Origin of the sequence: Marinobacter sp. ATCH36, from assembly GCF_023555055.1 — a bacterium.
GTDB lineage: Bacteria > Pseudomonadota > Gammaproteobacteria > Pseudomonadales > Oleiphilaceae > Marinobacter.
This window is the reverse complement of the sequence record NZ_JAMJPL010000001.1, coordinates 104,529-120,936: the sequence shown is the minus strand read 5'-3', so window position 1 is coordinate 120,936 and position 16,408 is coordinate 104,529. Positions and strand designations below refer to the sequence as shown.

Here is a 16,408-nt window from a genome sequence, read left to right as displayed (position 1 = left end):
ACTCCTTGTTGTAAAACGTTATAACGTTACTTTTTTGGATAAAATCAAAGCCAATCCAGCGCCAGGACCAGGCGAGGATGGTTGCCGGGTGAGGGCGATCTGTGGACAAGGCCTCTGCCTTCGTTGCCCTCCCAGGCCTCACCTTTAAGCAGCCCCACTGCACCTGTCGCCAGGCGTCCCACGCTGCCGGGGTCAACCAACTGATCCGGCAGCGGGCCCGGCGTGTCGGGTCGGGTTACCGACCCTTCCGGTAACCATTCGGTACCGACTCCCCGGTACGTACATAGCAAACGCACCGGTACCCGGTCGACGTGAAAGCGTGGGCACATGGTGCCCTTGAGGACATGGAGCCGAAGGCCGACGGTTTCGGGCTCGAACAGGCATCGGTACATCTCGATAAGCTCATTGGCGTCATCTATCCATGCCTCCGCGCCTTTGATCGTCATGGCCCAATTCGGAAGGGCCGTTTCCGCGCTATCGCCCTTCGAGAGACTGACGAAACGTTCCAGTCGCCCCTCCCAGGCCGTCAGTTCTTCCACAAATGGCGCAATCCGTGGGTGTAAAGCCCGGTTCCAGACAGCGAGGTTGACTTCATCCCGAAAGATTTCGGTCAGGCATTCTGGCTGATCGCCCGTGATGGCAATTGGCTTTTCCAGCGCTGATGGTTGCAGGGTCATGGCGTCGTCCTGGTGCAGGGAGATATGAGTGATTAACCCGTTGTCATCGATTTCAAGGCAAATGTTATGTTATAACATCCTAAATGTGAACCCCCGCCGTTGCATTATTCCGTGCACAGTTCAGCGAAAGGCTTGTGAAAGGGAGTAGCAGCCGGAATTCGCAGGCCATTGGAGTCGGGCAGGAGGGATTGCAGGCGCCTGACCGAAAGACGCAAAACGGCCAGGACCTGCAGAGTTGGTTGCCTTCCTGGCGGCTGGCGCACAACCTGATTTGATGCGGCAGCGAGAGAGACTCCATGGGTCCACCAACCGTGGAAAGAGTAGCATCTCGGTCCACAAATACAAATGATTCCTATTAAAATTTATAACCACGGCCCAGATTGGTCAGTGATCATCGGAAATCTCAACTGCCGTCAGACATCTGCCAGGTGGCTGTTCCGCATCGGGAGGCTGAGTTTTCGTGCCTTTGCTGACGATTAGAAGAAGTCGCCTCTTTGTGAGCCATGCGGCGCTGGTTGGCGCTGGTATGTTGTTTCAAATCCAGCCATGCCTGAAAAATGCTGCTGGTATTGCCGGCCAGTTGGATCGCTGTTCTGCTCATCACGCCGTCTCCTAGTTGCTTCTGTGCCACTGTTCTTTTGAGATTAGCAGCAAAAAACGCGAATGAAAATAATTCGTATTAATAAAACTCACATTGCGTTTGGAAATGATAATCGTTAACGTTTGTTCCCAGTGACTATTTGGCAATCGAGTTCACCAGCGAGCATTTCATGGGTAGTTCACAAACCAGCATCATCACTCTGTATCGGGAGCACCACGGTTGGTTGCACCACTGGCTGTGTGGAAAACTCGAGTGCTCTCACAGTGCGGCCGACCTGGCACAGGATACCTTTGTAAGGCTATTGCGGCGTAAACGGGGGATGTCGGTCTCGGAAGTTGAGCAGCCTCGGGCCTATCTGCGGGTGATTGCAAATGGACTGGTGATCGATTATTACCGCCGTCGGTCGCTGGAGCGGGCCTACCTGGAGGCGCTGGCGCAAATGCCGGAACCCGAGTCTGTGTCGCCTGAGGAACGGGAAGCTCTACTGGAAACCCTGGATCGCATTGACGCTATGCTGGACCGCTTGCCAGAGCGCATACGACAGGCTTTTCTGATGTCGCAACTGGAGGGCGTTTCCTACTCCGATATCGCCTTGCTCCTGAGGGTTTCTGTACGGACGGTGAAGCGGGATATGAAACACGCCTTCACCCGGTGTCTGGCATTAATGGTGGAGGAGTGAATCGGGTTATGAAACATGCTGCTGAGCGCGTTCTGGAGGAAGCGGCGGACTGGCTCGTCAAGTCGGATGAAAACGCACTGGATGAAGACTCCGAGCGGGAGCTGACTGCCTGGCGACGCCAAAGCCCGGACAACGAGCGAGCCTGGCAGGCTGCCTGCCGGCTCAGGTCAATGTTGGGTGCTGTGCCCTCTGAAATGGGAGCTTCTACCCTGGGCCGCCGACGAATGGACCGTCGCACGTTGCTAAAATCGCTTGCAGCCCTTGCCGTTTTGCCGGCCACTGGCTGGCTTGGTTATGCCAAACTGCCCTGGGAGATCTGGCAGGCTGACATGCGCACGGCCAAAGGCGAGCAAAGAATTGTAACCCTGCCCGACAGTGGTGAACTGGTCGTCAACACTGACACCGCCGTGGACGTCGCCTACAGCGAGAATGCCCGCGCCCTCAAACTGCATCGTGGCGAGATCCGGGTCACCACCGCGCCGGACCCCGCCGCCTCACCCAGGCCATTTACGGTGACAACGGAACAGGGTCGGATTCGGGCAATGGGTACGCAGTTTATCGTTCGCACCAATGCGCCGGGCTATCCCGGGACCAGGCCTCACACAGAAGTTACCGTCACCCGTCACGCCGTAGCGATTGCCCCAAATGAAGAGCGGGAAGAGACGGTTGTTCGAGCAGATTTCAGAGCCGCTTTCTCGGAGCAGCGTGTGCATCCGCCAGAATCGGCATCCAATCAATCACAAGCCTGGGTAAAAGGGCAACTGATTGCGGACAACCAGCGCCTGGATCAGTTTCTGATGGAACTGGCGCGCTATCGCCCCGGGGTTCTGCGAGTGGACCCGGCGGTGGCCAACCTGCGTATTTCCGGAGTCTTCCAATTGAATAACACCGATCAGGTACTGGAGATTCTCGCCAACACGCTGCCCGTGAGGGTCAGCCGCGTAACAGGCTACTGGGTGACGGTGGTTCCGGTCTGAATACCCCGCCAAGCTTGCTGGTTTTGCATAATATTTTCCGAATTCTGTCCCTCTTTTCCTGGTTACACGGCATACCTCCTAGAAACCTTAATGATTTTTGTTTGCCAAGCAGTGGAGATTTAAACGATGCCGTCGTTCCCTACTACACGGGTCAGGTTGGCTGACCAATGCCCCAATCCGTTTCGCCTGAAGCCTTTGACGTTTGCTTTGCGGGCCAGTCTGTTCGGGGTGGGGCTGGCACTGGCCTGGACACCGATGAACCTGGCGCAGGCGCAGGTTGAGGAACAGAAAAGCTACACCATCCCTGCGGGCCCATTGGCGCAATCGTTGAACCAGTTTGCCAGTGAAGCGGGAATAACCCTGTCGTTTGATCCCGCCATGGTTGAAGGCAAGCGCGCCCTGGCTCTTCTAGGCCGTTATGGGGTGGATCAGGGGCTTGAGAAGCTGCTTGCAGGAACGGGACTGAGCGCGCGGTTTGCTGACGCTAACACGGTCATTCTTCACAACGGCGAGAACAAAGGAGCGTTGACAACTCTGCCGGAATTAACGATCAGCGGTGACAGCGTGCCCGGCTCCGCCGGTGCCGCCTATCGTTCGGAGGCCGCATCAGTTGGCGTGCTGGGAAATAAAAGTCTGCAGAATACCCCCTATAGCGTTGATGTCTACTCCCGGGAATTGATGGACAATCTTCAGGCCCGATCCCTTTCCGACGTGACCAAGCTGGATGCATCTGTGACTTCATCTGCCGGTGATCTGGTTGCGGAAAACAACACTTTGGCTATCAGGGGCCTTTCTCCGGATTTTGATACAGGTCAAAAACTGGACGGTATGAATTTTCGCAGCAGGGCAAAGGATCTGCCGCTGGAACACGTTGAGACTGTGGAAATTCTCAAGGGCGCTGGTGGTTTCCTGTATGGATTTGGTGCTCCGGGTGGCATCATTAATTACACCCTGAAGCGCCCCACGGAGGCGCCAACCCGTACTCTTAACCTTCAGCTAATGGACAGTGGTCTGGCTTTGATTCATGGCGATCTAGGCGGCCGATTCGGCACTGAAGACCAGTTTGGCTATCGAATAAACGCCGTACACGAATCCGGCGATACCTATATCAATGATGGAGAATCTCGAAGAAATTCGGCGTCCGTAGCGCTGGACTGGCGCATTACTCCAGATCTTTTCTGGCAGGTTGATGCGCTCAAAGCCAACCATAATCGCGTAGGCGGCCATTATTCAGTGACGCCTAACGCCGACGGCCAGAGCGGTAACTTTACCCCTGCCGAGCCCCTTGATCCCATCGGTGGTGACGAGCGCCTGGCACCGGAATGGGCCAGCTACGAATCCATTCAGGAAACCTGGGGTACCACACTGAACTGGCAGTGGTCCCAGACGTGGGGTATGCAGATCGCCCATCGCCAATCCGATAACTATCGACTGTTCCATATGCCCGGCATTGTTGCCAACGTTGACGGCGATTACACGGCGACTTTGTATAGCTATAACAACCTGTTCGAAAGTGAGCAGACCCAGTTGATGGTTTCAGGTGAGGCAAACACAGGATTCGTTCGCCACGAACTGGTAGCAGGTGCTTCTTACAACGAGACCGTAGCGTCCAACAGTGGGCCGTTGAATCTGTTTGTAGATCTGGGGTCGGGTAATCTGTCAGACCCTGAGGAGTTTATGGAGCCTCGCCAACGTCTGCCCAAGAGCGCTGCTAAAAAGCAGGAGTATTCGCGAGTCAAACGCCAGGAACTGTTTCTCTCAGATACCTTGAGGGTGGGTCAAAGCTGGGACTTCATTGCAGGCTTGCGCCACGGAAATCTGAAAGACGAGTTCGGCGATTATGACGAGTCCGAAATCACGCCAAGCCTAGCCGTTATTCACCGCCCCGCTGAATGGTTGTCTGTCTATGCTAGTTACATTGAGGCGTTTGAGCAGGGCAATGTTGCGCCGGAAAGAGCCGCAAATGCGGGGGAAGTGTTTGACCCTCTTGTTAGTGAACAACTGGAGCTGGGGGTCAAGATTGGCAGAGATGACTGGTCAGCAAACGCGGCGGTCTTCCGGTTGCAGCGCGGTTTGACTTATACCAATTCTGACAACATTTTCACCCAGAATGGCGAAGCTCGTTACGAGGGGTTAGAACTGTCGACCAAAGCTCGCATTGGTTCGCAATGGCTGCTGTCGGCGAGTGCGTTGTGGCTGGATGCCCGCAATGAGAAAACCGGTGACCCCAGCCTTGATGGTGAACGAGTCCAGGGCGTTGCCCGCGAGCAGGTCAAGTTATACGGAGAGTATCGGGTTGCGGGTATCCCATTAACGCTCAGTGCTGGCGCGCAGTATGTGGGTGAGCGCCCCGTGGACCCCCAGGGCAGGTGGAACGTTGATCCAGTAACGCTTTTCGATGCTGGCGCACGGTATGACGTGCAGGCCGGAGGAACACCCGTGACCTTGCGGCTGAACGTTGAGAATCTCACTGATGAAGCCTTCTGGTATTCGCAATCTGGCCGCTCGTCCCTGGAGCAGGGCAGCCCGCGTACGATTAAGCTGGGCGCACAGATTGATTTTTGAGAGGCACTGAACCATGGGCCTGCACGGATGGCGCCTGGTCTCGCTGATCGGCGCCGCGTTGATTGGCGGCTACGCCCTGGCTGCGGCGGCGGGTATTTTTCTCGGGGGCGTGCTTCCTGATTCCAGGGGAGGCGCCGCTCTGACGGGTACCATGGCCAGCTTTGTCTTTTATGTAGGCGCGATCCTATGGGTATTTATCCTGCGTCGGCCTTTGCTCGCCTGGCTGGGTCTTCTCCTGGCCAGCGCCTTATTAGCCATGTCTGGATTAATGCTTCGGGAGTGGCATCCGTGATCCGATCCAGCTCGCAAAGCGCGGGGCCTAATGATGGCCCGAAAGGAGGTTTCCGCCAGGCGATGGCGTGGCTTCATACCTGGGCCGGGCTGACCCTGGGGTGGGTCCTGTTTTTGATGTTTGTCACTGGCACTGCCGGCTACTTTGACACCGAGATTGACCGCTGGATGCAGCCAGAGCTACCACCTCCCCAGACTAGACTGGAAGCTGCAGATACTGCGCAAACGTTGTTGGCCCGGCTGAGGAAAGAAGCCCCCCAGGCCGAGCGTTGGTTTTTAAGCCTCCCGACTGATCGTAATCAGCTGTATCCGGAAGTTTTCTGGCAGGGAGCGTCTGTCGACGCCGGCGCAAGCGCTACCAGCGGCAGCCTGAAACTGAACGGCGAAAACGGCAGAGACTTTCAGGCGCGGGACACCGGTGGCGGGCAGCTTCTTTATCAGATGCACTGGCGGCTGCATTACCTGAGCCGAAACCAGGCAGACGTTATCGTAGGGTTTGCGACGCTGTTTATGCTGGTTGGGTTGGTCAGCGGGATTATCATTCACAAGAAGATCTTCAAGGACTTCTTTACCTTCCGGCCAAAGAAAGGCCAACGTTCCTGGCTGGACGCCCATAATGTTCTGAGTGTGCTGGGCTTGCCGTTTCACCTGATGATTACTTATTCAGGCCTTATCTTTATGGCATTCGCTTACATGCCACTGGTTGTGGTGGCGCACTACGGTGCTGATGCTGAAGATCGCAGTCAGTTCATAGCTGAGGTTTTCGACCCGCCCGGCATGGTTGATCCGGCCAATAAGCCAGGGGAGTTGGTATCGCTCACCACGCCAATTGCATCGACGGAAGCTCGCTGGGGCGAAGGCCGGATTCGTAGTATGGATATCCGTCACCCGGGAGATCGCAATGCCCGTATCATTTTTCGCGAAAACATCGATCGGTCTGTGAGCAACAGCGCCAGGCAATTGGTATTTGACGGAATTACTGGCGAGCTGCTGCATTCAGTCGCACCAGCGCTGTCCTCTTCAAAGAATATCCGAAGCGTGTTCATCGGTTTGCATGAGGGGTTGTTTGCCGGGCCATTGTTGCGCTGGTTGTATTTTTTCTCCGGGTTGCTGGGCACTGGCATGGTTGCGACCGGACTGGTGCTGTGGGCAGCAAAACGGCGAGAGCGATCAGAACGAAAGGGCAATACGGTAAATGCAGGGTTACGCCTTGTAGAGAAACTGAACGTTGGAACCATCGTGGGTCTTCCCGTCGGGATTGCCGCATATTTCTGGGCAAACCGTCTGTTGCCCGTTGATTTCGAGGCCCGTGCCGCCTGGGAGGTTCACGTTCTTTTTATTACCTGGGGCCTGACGCTCCTATACGGTGCTTTGCGTCCGATCAGAAAGGCCTGGCTTGAGCTGATGTTATGTGCGTCGGTGGCTTTTGCCTTACTTCCGCTATTGAATGCGTTGACAGCTGACCAACACTTGGGGAGGACGCTGATTCAGGGCGATTGGGCACTGGCGGGTTTTGATCTCACGATGTTTTCCATTGGGGGTACATGGGCGATGGTCACGCGACATCTGATGCGGAAATGGTCGCGCGAACCGGCTGATGAAACAGCGCTGCATTGGTCAGAATTATCCGATCCGGCAGAATCCGCTAAATGATCCTCTTACTGTCTACCGTCCTTACTTTCGCTGGGTTGTTTGCCTTGTCACTGTCCATGGACCGGCATCACCGGAAGGTGTTCCACCGCCCCATATCTGCTCGGGCACGTGTCCTGTGGAGGTGTGGAGGCTGGCTAGGTCTGGGCGCTGCACTGGTTGCCAGCATTGCTCTCTCAGGTTGGGCTGTCGGCGTGTTGTTCTGGTTGGGTCTTGTAAGCCTGGCCGGACTTGCTGTGATTCTGATATTGGCGTTTCGGTGAGCTAATTGGCACACGAAACCCGGATTAATCTCACGCTGCGTTTGAGAAACGCGGTAGGGTTGGCCACCCGGTCGCGCAGGTATTGACTTAAGAGGTTGGGTCTTTAGCAGTTCACGGGCGCCGTTACGTTTATTGTCCCCTATGGTCGTTCGCTACCTATCTGTATAAACTCGGGAATTCTAGGCTCGCGGCTGTCCGTGGGCTCCCCAAACCAGGAGGTAGCAGTCAATGGCAATCTGGACCCGAAGTATTCCCACCCTTGAGCAAATGGCCGAAGGGAGCAAAAATACCGCTGTCGCCACTATGGGCATTGAATTTGTGGAAATTGGTGACGACTACCTGATCGGCCGTATTCCTGTGGATGAACGCACAGTGCAGCCTTTCGGTATTCTGCATGGTGGCTCGTCAGTGGTGCTGGCGGAAACGCTGGGCAGCATGGCCGCCAACTACTGCCTGCGCAAGGAAAACCAGATAGCAGTGGGGCTGGACATCAATGCCAACCATATTCGCTCAGCCAGCAAAGGCTGGGTTTATGGTACTGCGCGTCCCGTCCATATTGGCGGTACAACACAGGTGTGGGAGATAAGGCTGGAAAACGAGGAAGGTAAACTGACCTGTATCTCAAGGCTTACCATGGCCGTCATTGACCGGGGCTGATATCTCGGGGGCCTTGTGGTTGAGAATGCCCTGCTCGATAAACTCCTTCATCACAATGCCGTAACTCTCATCCGGCACTTCCCGGGCAATCTTGTAGGGTTGCCCGGCGCTGTCCAGCGTACCTTTCAGGAGGTCCACTTCGCGGAAGGTGGCAAGCGCGTGCTTGTTGGCATCCCGCACCAGCAGTACGCGAGGTTTAAGTTTGCTGGTGGGGTGGCTGGCCACCACGATGCCTACTTCGTCATTGGCCATTTCCACGATGGAGCCGGGCGGGTAAACGCCGATCATGCGGATAAATTCCACTGCCAGCTCCGCATCGAACTGCGCGCCCTTGTTGCGGTGGATGATCTGCAGCGCCTCCATTGACGCCCGGCCTTTATCGTAAACCCGGGAACTGGTGATGGCATCGTAGGTGTCCACCAGTCCCACAATTTTGGCGAACAGCGGAATCTGATGTCCTGCCAGGCCTCGCGGATAGCCTTTGCCATCCATTCGCTCGTGATGGGAGTAAGCAACGTCGACCGCCGAATGGGCGAGACGGGGCAGGGCGGCCAAAACATCGCGACCGAACGTGGTGTGGTTTTTCATCACCGCGAATTCTTCAGGGGTTAGAGCGCCGGGTTTGTTCAGTATTTCGTCGTCGATGCGCATCTTGCCTACATCATGTAGCAGTCCACACAGGGCGACTGTTCGAATCTCTCCTTCCAGCAGTCCCAGATGCTTTGCAAATGCTGCCGATAGAATAGACACGTTGATGCAGTGTTCAGCAGTGTATTCGTCTTTGTTCTTGATCTTGGTAAGCAGCAGCAGGGCGTTGTCATTCCGCAGCACACTGTCTACGCAACTACCCACTACCTGGTGAATCTGGTTCATCTCCAGGGTGCGTCCAAGCCGCAGGCTGGACATGATGTTCTTTGCTGTGGCCTTGGCCTCGGTATAACTCATCCGCGCCGTGGTCATTTCACGGCTGGCGTCGACCTTGTTGATGTAGGTGACTTTGCGTTTGGGAATGGAAGATTGGTGTCTCGATGGGCCAGAAGAAACCGGTTTGTCGACGGTTTTCCGTTTGCTTACAGAGGATCTTTCCAAGGGTTCCGGCGAGACGTTAACCCGGCCCTCGACGAACACCGTATGACACTGTTGCTGAACGGCGAGAACGTCGTCTTCAGTCTGAAGGATAAAACCCTGAAGCAGGAAGTCGGTATCTTTCCACGGGCGGTCCAGACGAACCACATGCATCCCGATTTGCAGCTGGGATACAGGAACTTCTGTTTCTATAATGTCCTGACGGGCCGTGGGCATACTGCATACTCTGTTGAATCGACAATGGCACGCTGACTGGTTTGCACTCTGGCCATACCCTGATCACCACGACCAAAGTATGAGTGAATGTGACTTCATTGTATCGTGTGCTATCTAAAATATTGTCAAATGCTGTAACCAAAAGTGGCATATTGATATCTTTGAGCCTAGCACACACTCGCTAACATTCAGATTGAAGGTCTGATTTCCAGCGAATCGGGAACAGCGCCATGAACAGTGCACGAATCGGCGTACCGTTGTGGTGGCTGGCTATGGCCGCCGCATTGACTCCGCTGGTAACCATCCACATTACTTTCGCGGTGTCGGTACTGGAAGGCCACATCTCCTGGTGCGTGCCCTACTGGGACAGTTGCACCAGCATAAGTCGCACCGGCCGCTACGGCACTGCCTACTTCATTTTCAAAGGCACCATGCTACCGGCGGCGATTCTGGGCATGTTGTTCTGGTTCCTCAACGGCCGCTGGCTGTTGCAGTTGGGGGCTACCAGTCGAGGGCGCCCCTGGATTCCCTGGCTGGGCTTTGTTGCCTGCGCATCGCTGGCGGCCTACACCCTGGCGCTGGGCCATGAGGGGGACGGTTTCAACCTGACCCGCCGCATTGGTGTGGTGTTCTACTTTTCCCTGACTTACATCGCGCAGCTATTGATAAGTTCCGCGCTCAAAGGGCATCCGCGCTGGCACAGGAATGGAAAACATCTTTTATGGCTGTGCGAACTGGCCCTCGCGGTGGGTATTCTTTCCGTTATTCTCACGGCTGTGGTGCCGGAGATATACAGCGAGATGGATGATGCCTTTGAATGGATACTGGCGCTGTTGATCAACGTGCATGCCATCTGGGTCGCGGTACTGTGGAAACAGAGCCGCTTTCGTGCGCGTTTGTGGGCAGAGTGAGCGCTGGATTACAGCGACATCAGTCCACGCACCAGCGCTGCCATACCGGCGATGGCGGCAATTCCCAGAATCACCGGCCTCAGACCTTCGAATGGCATGCGATTGACCAGCTTGCCGGAGAGCCAGAAGCCAATCAGCACGCCCGGAAAAGTCACCGCAAAGAGTTGCAGCTCTCTCAGCCCCAGATAGTCCGATGCAACCAGGGCCGCGATACTGAAGAAACTTGCCACCAGAAAGAATGCTGACATATTGGCCCGCACCAGTGGCCCCTTCTGGTTCTGGTAGATCAGTGCAATCGGTGGTCCGCCTACGGCAGTGATGGTGCCCATGTAGGTTGAGGCGGCTCCTGCCAGAATGCTGTTGCGGGCGTTCAGTGCTGGCCGCAGGCCAGCTACGCTGAGCATTACCCCGATCAGGATCAGAATGCCGAATACAAGCTCGAAGCCTTTGGGTGAGATCAGCAGCAGCGTTATGCCCGCTAAAAACATACCCACAACACCGCCGCCAATGGCAAAGCGTACCTCGCGAATCTGCAATGCCCCCCGGTTCCTCAGTAACATAAAAACGGTTAACACCACGGCGTTGAGAACCAGTGGAGCGGGCACCAGCATCGGGCTGATCAGAAACAGTAGCGGTGCTGCCAATGTGCCTATGCCATAGCCTGCGATGCCCTGCAAACAGGAACCGGCCAGCAGGGCCAGATTGGCGAGGATTATCTGTAGCAGGGGAAGATCGGTCACAAGCAGGTTACTCGAACGACGGTAACTCCGGCTTGGCTATGGGTTTGCCCGCTTCCTGCCAGGCATCAAAACCACCCGCGATAGACTGTACGTGCATGTAACCCATCTCCTTGAGTGACCGGGCGCTCAGAGCGGCGCGGCCTGAGGTCTTGCAGTAGCAAACGATATTCAGATCGCGGTTCTCGAATGCCGGATCGTTGGTAAATTTGAACTCCAGAAGCCCCCGGGAAATGTTCACCGCCCCCGGAATATGGCCTGACCGGTATTCGTCGGCGTCGCGCACATCAAGCAGTAAATCGGCTTTCTTGATGGCATCATCCGCCTGCTCCAGTGGCACTTCGCGAATATCCTGTTTGGCTTCGGCAACTAGATCATGGGCAGTTTTCATGGTGGCTCCTCAACATAATGAACAATTACACAGAGAGTAAGGCATTGATTGGGCAGGCGTCATCAGTGGTGTGTTAAATTGTCGCATCAGACAATGAGGAAGCTATGAAAACTGCTACACCAGAAGCGACCAAAGGAGTCTTATTCGGCCTGTCAGCCTATACCATCTGGGGCTGTTTTCCGTTGTATTTCGCTCTGTTCGCTGGAGTGCCTTCTTACGAAGTGCTGATTCATCGGGTTATCTGGTCCTGCGTTTTTCTGGCTATCGTGGTGACTCTTCTTAAACGCTGGCAGCCTGTAAGAATGGCGCTGGTTCGCCCTGGAAAGCTTGGCTTTGTCTTCGGTTGTGCGGTATTCATTGCCATTAACTGGGGCGTCTATATCTATGCCGTAGAAACCCGCCACGTGCTTCAGGCCAGCCTGGGTTATTTCCTGACCCCTCTGGTAAACGTCGCTTTGGGCATGTTGGTGCTTAAAGAGACTATCTCCCGGATGCAGGTTGTGGCGGTCGCATTGGCCACCATTGCGATTCTGTATCAGCTGTTCCTGCTGGGCCTGGTGCCCTGGATAACACTGGTGCTGGCTTTCAGTTTCGGCACTTACGGCCTGCTGCGGAAACAGGTAGAACTGGATGGCCTGTCCGGCCTTTTCGTGGAAACCCTTCTGCTACTGCCGGTAGGATTGCTCGCTCTTGCCTGGCTGGGCTCCACCGGCCACGCCCATTTCAGCGACAGCAACAGCATCACGTTACTACTGGTCTCCAGCGGTATTGTCACGGCTATTCCGCTGCTGCTCTTTGCCGGCGCTGCCCGCCGGTTGCGACTGGCTACCGTGGGCTTTCTGATGTACATCAATCCCACTCTCCAGTTCTTTATCGCGCTGTATGTATTTGACGAGCCTATGAGCGGTGAAAAGCTGTTGAGCTTTGCGATGATCTGGGTGGCACTGGGGCTTTATTCCTGGTCGGCCTGGGCCGGCCGGCCCCGCCTGGCTTAAAACTAAACCTCACAGGTACCGCAAGCATATTTCTTGTCGTAACGCTTGTCAGCCCAGTTCTCGTAGATTCGAGATGCCACGGGATAAACGGCAGGCCACAGCAGTGGCTTGAAGAGAAACCCGAAGCGGGTGTGGGACCAGGCGCGCACGTTGGCGGGCAGGCCGACTACCCAGTCACCTTCTCCAGTGAGCAGGTGCAGCCGGCGCAGAAGTGCTTCACGATCCGGCAGCATGCCTTTGCGATTCTGTTGAACATGGATGTCGGCAAAAACCAGGTCGCCCCGCTGAAGTTTTCTGAGGGTAGCGATTTCCTTTGCGCACAAAGGACATTGGCCGTCATAGAACAGGGTGTCCATCAATGTCTCCAAGGTTTAGGATGTCATCTCGTACGCCGGATTTATCCGACTCAAGGCGTCCTATCAGGCTGTTCAACCCCGCAACGGATTCCAGCATATCGGGTTCAGTGGCAATGCTGTCGCGGAAACCTGTCAGCAGACTGATCTGCACGTGCAGGTCCTGAAAATCACCGAATCGTTGCTGACGGTATTTCAGCTGTCTGAGCATTTCACGGAATACAGGTTTGTCCAGCTCGGCCAGGTAACGTATGCGTTTCAGCAGTTTTCTCAGGCGATGATAGTCTTCGTCTGGCGCCTGACTGCCTAACTGACGCGTCTGCTTGCTGTACTGGGTCATACGCTTGCTCAGTGCTTTCTGGATGTCTTTCGTCGTCAGCCTCCGGGTTATTTTTTCAAAGTGGCGAGAGGTGATGAGCCGATGCCAGCCATCCATATCTTTTCGATATTTCTTGCTGGCTATTCGCCTGGCGAGTGCCTGGTGCTCAATGTCTGCCTGGTTGGCAAAATAGCTTCTCGCGCCAGAGCAGGTCAGTGCTGCGTGTGTGCCCCCATCAAGCTGCCACTGCTCCAGGTCTGCAAGAAAAACGTGAAGGTCGCGCAGTTGGCTGGTGGCCTGGGCATGTTTTTTTAACGGCTTTATCTGCTTGCGCAGTTCAGTGTCACCGCGGATCTCGCTGACGGATTCCGCGATAGCGCGGCTGCGCCGGATGGCAATGCGATACTGGTGCAGGAACTCGTCGTCAAAGCCCTGAACCACCCCGGTTTCAAGATCCCGCATGCGCTGATACTGGTGCTGGAGTGCTTCGGGGATATATCGGGCCAAAGGAGCGTCTGCGTCGCCGGGGACCTTTTTGCGTTTGCGGTTGAAATGCCCGTAGCTGACATCTTTGGGTGTCAGGAATTGCTCCAGCTGACCCTTTCCCGGTGCGAGCTTGTGCCAGTGCTTTATGGGCAACGAGATTTGCATGAAAGCGCAGGTCGGAAAGCTTTCTGGTGCCTGTTTCAAAAGATAGTCTGCCAGTTCTTGCAAGGCAGGGTTGTGGCCAATCAGGGTGATGCTGTCCTCGTCCCGCCTCTGGCGCAACCAGTCGATCAGCACCTTGTAGTTGAAGGTATAGAGCTCGGGCTCGGTATGAGTGTTCTGGCGCAGATCGTCCGGTATCAGGCCGGCCAGGGTTTGCTGCGCGCGGGTCGCATTACTGCAGAATATCGGGCCATCCAGAACACCTGCAGCCCGCAAAGCTCCGCTTATGGGGCCAAGCTGTTTCTGGCCGCGGCTGTTCAGAGGGCGCTGGTGGTCACGAAGGCTGTCGTCGGTCCAGCTGGATTTGGCGTGTCGGATCAGATACAGGTATTTCATCTGCGTCTCTGGGCCGGCGTTTCAGGGGCTTGTTTTGTCATTCGGTAGTCACGTCCTGAATCTTTAGTCTAAACCCGGTTCAAGCACTGTAATTTTCAGCCGATAACCCCTTCACCAATAAACATCAGGGCGTTAAGGAGTTACGGCTAGGGGCTACACGGATCCAGTCTGCCTGTTTACGTGCGTTTTACAAACTGGAACACACCCTGGCGCGCCATTGTGGATAATTGCGCCGAGTATCCAACATCTTACGGAGTAATAACCAATGACCTTTCTGAGCCGGCTACGCATTCGCTCCCGTCTTTTGCTGGGCGTTCTTATACCAGTAGTTGTTACGGCGGCCACGCTCGCCTGGATTACAGTGGGCCAGATCAAAAGCGGTGGTGAGGCTGAGCTTGAACGCCTGGAAGCAAGCTTGCTGGAGGCGCGTAAAGAAGGGTTGAAAAACCTGGTGGATACGGCCCGTTCCGTGGTTCTTGAAGCCAAGAATAACCCGGAATTCTCGGCCGCCGAAGCCCGTGAAGAGGCCAGGAATCGACTGCGTTCCATCAGCTTTGAGGGTGGCAACTATGTTTTTGCCTATGCCCGTGATCTGGAGAATCTGGCTTATGCACCGGATCCCTCGCGAGAGGGGCCCACGACCAATCCGGACGTTCAGAAGCTGGTGCGCTCGCTGTTTGACGCGGCCGAAGAAGGAGGCTTTTTCGGATACGACTGGCCAAATCCCGAATCCGGAAACGTTGAGCCCAAAGTGTCCTATTCCACCATCATTCCTGACTGGGACTGGATGATTGGTGCCGGCGTTTATGTCACCGATGTTGAACGAGTGGTCGCTGCAGCCCGGGCAGATATTGAAGAAGAGATTGCACAGACACTGGTCTTTTTTGTTCTGGTTTCTGCAGTTGTGGTGATTATTGCGCTGATTATCGGCGTTTTTGTCGGGCGCACGGTTACCAACCCTCTGAACAAAGTCATTGCCATGATGAAAGACATTGCCGAGGGTGAGGGTGACCTCCGCCATCGCCTGCCGGATGAGGGTAACGACGAACTGGCGGAACTGGGCCGTCGATTCAATGCCTTCGTAGTGAAAATTCAGGACACCATTCGGGAAGTCGGGGCCACGACCGATCAGGTCGCCTCTGCGGCTGAAGAGCTCAGCCGTGTCGCCACTGAAACCCGTGCATCGGTGCAGGAACAAGGCTCGGAGACAGACCAGATTGCGTCGGCAATCAACGAAATGGCGGCTACTATTCAGCAGATCTCCGGCAATGCCAACGAAGTGGAAAGCGCGGCTTCCGATGCTGACAAGCTGGCACGGGATGGTGGCGAAACGATTGCCAATGCGCAGTCCTCGGTCAATCAGCTGTCGGAAGAAATCGACGCAAGTTCCACCCGTATCAGTAATCTGGCCGAGAAAACCGATGAAATCACCCAGGTGCTGGACGTGATTCACGCGGTCACGGACCAGACTAATCTACTGGCCCTGAACGCCGCCATCGAAGCTGCTCGTGCCGGCGAGCATGGCCGAGGTTTCTCGGTTGTAGCAGACGAAGTGCGTCAACTGGCCAAGCGCAGTGCGGAATCGGCAGACCAGATTCGCGGTATGATTGATGGTTTTGTGACTGAGTCCCGCGCGGCCGTAGAACGGATGGACGCCTCCCGCACACGCTCCACCGAAACGGTTGAGCGTATCAACCATGCCACTGATGCCCTGCGCACGATTGAAAAGTCAGTAGGCCACATTCACGATCAGGTCACCCAGATTGCCACCGCCGCAGAGCAGCAAAGCCAGGTGGCCGAGGAAATTAACCAGAACGTGGTGCGTATTGTTGATGCGGCACAGCGCAGCGACACCGGTGTCACACAGACCAACGAAGCCAGCCATGAACTGGCGCGGCTGGGTGAGAGCCTGCGGGACCTGGTAGGGCAGTTCAAGGTATAGGCCTCACATTGTTGCTGACAGGCTGCGTTTGGCGCCAGCCCGTCAGCAGGCTAT

General features: G+C 55.6%; 17 protein-coding genes. 10 read left to right on the top strand and 7 right to left on the bottom strand.

The window, feature by feature from the left end; all coding sequences use genetic code 11:
- Nucleotides 1-44 precede the first annotated feature (44 nt).
- Both M8010_RS00540 and M8010_RS00535 read right to left on the bottom strand, forming a co-directional pair.
- Nucleotides 45-677 (bottom strand): DUF1826 domain-containing protein, encoded by a 633-nt coding sequence (locus M8010_RS00540; protein ID WP_250086778.1) that lies wholly within the window; start codon nucleotides 675-677, stop codon nucleotides 45-47.
- 403 nt (nucleotides 678-1,080) lie between these two features.
- Nucleotides 1,081-1,281 carry a hypothetical protein gene (locus tag M8010_RS00535; RefSeq protein WP_250086776.1) on the bottom strand — a complete coding sequence of 67 codons (201 nt, stop codon included), beginning with the start codon at nucleotides 1,279-1,281 and terminating at the stop codon, nucleotides 1,081-1,083.
- A 166-nt stretch (nucleotides 1,282-1,447) separates the two neighbouring features.
- Between M8010_RS00535 and M8010_RS00530 the strand changes: the two genes are divergently transcribed.
- The 7 genes from M8010_RS00530 (at nucleotide 1,448) to M8010_RS00505 (ending at nucleotide 8,360) form a co-directional block, all read left to right on the top strand.
- Nucleotides 1,448-1,957, top strand: coding sequence for a sigma-70 family RNA polymerase sigma factor (locus tag M8010_RS00530; protein WP_250086774.1), 510 nt, complete (start codon nucleotides 1,448-1,450; stop codon nucleotides 1,955-1,957).
- 8 nt (nucleotides 1,958-1,965) lie between these two features.
- A complete protein-coding gene (locus M8010_RS00525) occupies nucleotides 1,966-2,934 on the top strand; it encodes a FecR domain-containing protein (protein WP_250086772.1) in 969 nt (322 codons plus the stop codon).
- Between the two features lie 126 nt (nucleotides 2,935-3,060).
- A complete protein-coding gene (locus M8010_RS00520; protein ID WP_250086770.1) occupies nucleotides 3,061-5,499 on the top strand; it encodes a TonB-dependent siderophore receptor in 2,439 nt (812 codons plus the stop codon).
- 13 nt (nucleotides 5,500-5,512) lie between these two features.
- Nucleotides 5,513-5,791, top strand: a complete 279-nt coding sequence (locus M8010_RS00515) for a hypothetical protein (protein WP_250086768.1) — start codon at nucleotides 5,513-5,515, stop codon at nucleotides 5,789-5,791.
- Nucleotides 5,788-7,443 (top strand): PepSY-associated TM helix domain-containing protein, encoded by a 1,656-nt coding sequence (locus M8010_RS00510; protein WP_250086766.1) that lies wholly within the window; start codon nucleotides 5,788-5,790, stop codon nucleotides 7,441-7,443. Before M8010_RS00515 ends, M8010_RS00510 begins: the two co-directional genes overlap by 4 nt.
- Complete coding sequence (locus M8010_RS20070; RefSeq protein ID WP_502846186.1) at nucleotides 7,440-7,703, top strand: DUF3325 domain-containing protein; 264 nt, start codon at nucleotides 7,440-7,442, stop codon at nucleotides 7,701-7,703. Before M8010_RS00510 ends, M8010_RS20070 begins: the two co-directional genes overlap by 4 nt.
- A gap of 228 nt (nucleotides 7,704-7,931) precedes the next feature.
- On the top strand, nucleotides 7,932-8,360 hold the full coding sequence (locus M8010_RS00505; protein WP_250086763.1) for a hotdog fold thioesterase: 429 nt from the start codon (nucleotides 7,932-7,934) through the stop codon (nucleotides 8,358-8,360).
- Here M8010_RS00505 and M8010_RS00500 read toward each other — a convergent pair.
- Complete coding sequence (locus tag M8010_RS00500; RefSeq protein ID WP_250086762.1) at nucleotides 8,325-9,662, bottom strand: cyclic di-GMP phosphodiesterase; 1,338 nt, start codon at nucleotides 9,660-9,662, stop codon at nucleotides 8,325-8,327. The genes M8010_RS00505 and M8010_RS00500 overlap by 36 nt on opposite strands.
- A 230-nt stretch (nucleotides 9,663-9,892) precedes the next feature.
- Here M8010_RS00500 and M8010_RS00495 point away from each other — a divergent pair, with 230 nt between their 5' ends.
- Nucleotides 9,893-10,573, top strand: a complete 681-nt coding sequence (locus M8010_RS00495) for a hypothetical protein (RefSeq protein WP_250086760.1) — start codon at nucleotides 9,893-9,895, stop codon at nucleotides 10,571-10,573.
- Nucleotides 10,574-10,581: 8 nt separating this feature from the next.
- Here the strand turns inward: M8010_RS00495 and M8010_RS00490 are convergent, their stop codons facing one another.
- Together M8010_RS00490 and M8010_RS00485 are read right to left on the bottom strand one after the other, a co-directional pair.
- Nucleotides 10,582-11,313 carry a sulfite exporter TauE/SafE family protein gene (locus M8010_RS00490; protein WP_250086758.1) on the bottom strand — a complete coding sequence of 244 codons (732 nt, stop codon included), beginning with the start codon at nucleotides 11,311-11,313 and terminating at the stop codon, nucleotides 10,582-10,584.
- A 7-nt stretch (nucleotides 11,314-11,320) separates the two neighbouring features.
- Nucleotides 11,321-11,701 (bottom strand): rhodanese-like domain-containing protein, encoded by a 381-nt coding sequence (locus tag M8010_RS00485; RefSeq protein WP_250086757.1) that lies wholly within the window; start codon nucleotides 11,699-11,701, stop codon nucleotides 11,321-11,323.
- 104 nt (nucleotides 11,702-11,805) lie between these two features.
- Here M8010_RS00485 and rarD point away from each other — a divergent pair, with 104 nt between their 5' ends.
- Entirely contained in the window at nucleotides 11,806-12,696 is an 891-nt protein-coding gene (rarD, locus tag M8010_RS00480) for an EamA family transporter RarD (protein WP_250086754.1), read from the top strand.
- A 2-nt stretch (nucleotides 12,697-12,698) separates the two neighbouring features.
- On the opposite strand, the gene M8010_RS00475 is transcribed toward rarD, so the two are convergent.
- Nucleotides 12,699-13,052, bottom strand: coding sequence for a thiol-disulfide oxidoreductase DCC family protein (locus M8010_RS00475; protein ID WP_250086753.1), 354 nt, complete (start codon nucleotides 13,050-13,052; stop codon nucleotides 12,699-12,701).
- A complete protein-coding gene (locus tag M8010_RS00470) occupies nucleotides 13,033-14,412 on the bottom strand; it encodes a CHAD domain-containing protein (RefSeq protein ID WP_250086751.1) in 1,380 nt (459 codons plus the stop codon). The genes M8010_RS00475 and M8010_RS00470 overlap by 20 nt, the downstream gene beginning before the upstream one ends.
- Before the next feature lie 265 nt (nucleotides 14,413-14,677).
- Between M8010_RS00470 and M8010_RS00465 the strand changes: the two genes are divergently transcribed.
- Nucleotides 14,678-16,354: a methyl-accepting chemotaxis protein gene (locus M8010_RS00465; protein WP_250086749.1), complete on the top strand. Its 1,677-nt coding sequence runs from the start codon at nucleotides 14,678-14,680 to the stop codon at nucleotides 16,352-16,354.
- Nucleotides 16,355-16,408 lie beyond the last annotated feature (54 nt).

Bases quoted from the DNA above. Each gene is read 5' to 3' on its own strand.
- M8010_RS00540 (WP_250086778.1), bottom strand. From the start codon at position 677: ATGACCCTGCAACCATCAGCGCTGGAAAAGCCAATTGCCATCACGGGC.
- M8010_RS00530 (WP_250086774.1), top strand. From the start codon at position 1,448: ATGGGTAGTTCACAAACCAGCATCATCACTCTGTATCGGGAGCACCAC.
- M8010_RS00525 (WP_250086772.1), top strand. From the start codon at position 1,966: ATGAAACATGCTGCTGAGCGCGTTCTGGAGGAAGCGGCGGACTGGCTC.
- M8010_RS00520 (WP_250086770.1), top strand. From the start codon at position 3,061: ATGCCGTCGTTCCCTACTACACGGGTCAGGTTGGCTGACCAATGCCCC.
- M8010_RS00515 (WP_250086768.1), top strand. From the start codon at position 5,513: ATGGGCCTGCACGGATGGCGCCTGGTCTCGCTGATCGGCGCCGCGTTG.
- M8010_RS20070 (WP_502846186.1), top strand. From the start codon at position 7,440: ATGATCCTCTTACTGTCTACCGTCCTTACTTTCGCTGGGTTGTTTGCC.
- M8010_RS00505 (WP_250086763.1), top strand. From the start codon at position 7,932: ATGGCAATCTGGACCCGAAGTATTCCCACCCTTGAGCAAATGGCCGAA.
- M8010_RS00500 (WP_250086762.1), bottom strand. From the start codon at position 9,662: ATGCCCACGGCCCGTCAGGACATTATAGAAACAGAAGTTCCTGTATCC.
- M8010_RS00495 (WP_250086760.1), top strand. From the start codon at position 9,893: ATGAACAGTGCACGAATCGGCGTACCGTTGTGGTGGCTGGCTATGGCC.
- M8010_RS00485 (WP_250086757.1), bottom strand. From the start codon at position 11,701: ATGAAAACTGCCCATGATCTAGTTGCCGAAGCCAAACAGGATATTCGC.
- rarD (WP_250086754.1), top strand. From the start codon at position 11,806: ATGAAAACTGCTACACCAGAAGCGACCAAAGGAGTCTTATTCGGCCTG.
- M8010_RS00475 (WP_250086753.1), bottom strand. From the start codon at position 13,052: ATGGACACCCTGTTCTATGACGGCCAATGTCCTTTGTGCGCAAAGGAA.
- M8010_RS00470 (WP_250086751.1), bottom strand. From the start codon at position 14,412: ATGAAATACCTGTATCTGATCCGACACGCCAAATCCAGCTGGACCGAC.
- M8010_RS00465 (WP_250086749.1), top strand. From the start codon at position 14,678: ATGACCTTTCTGAGCCGGCTACGCATTCGCTCCCGTCTTTTGCTGGGC.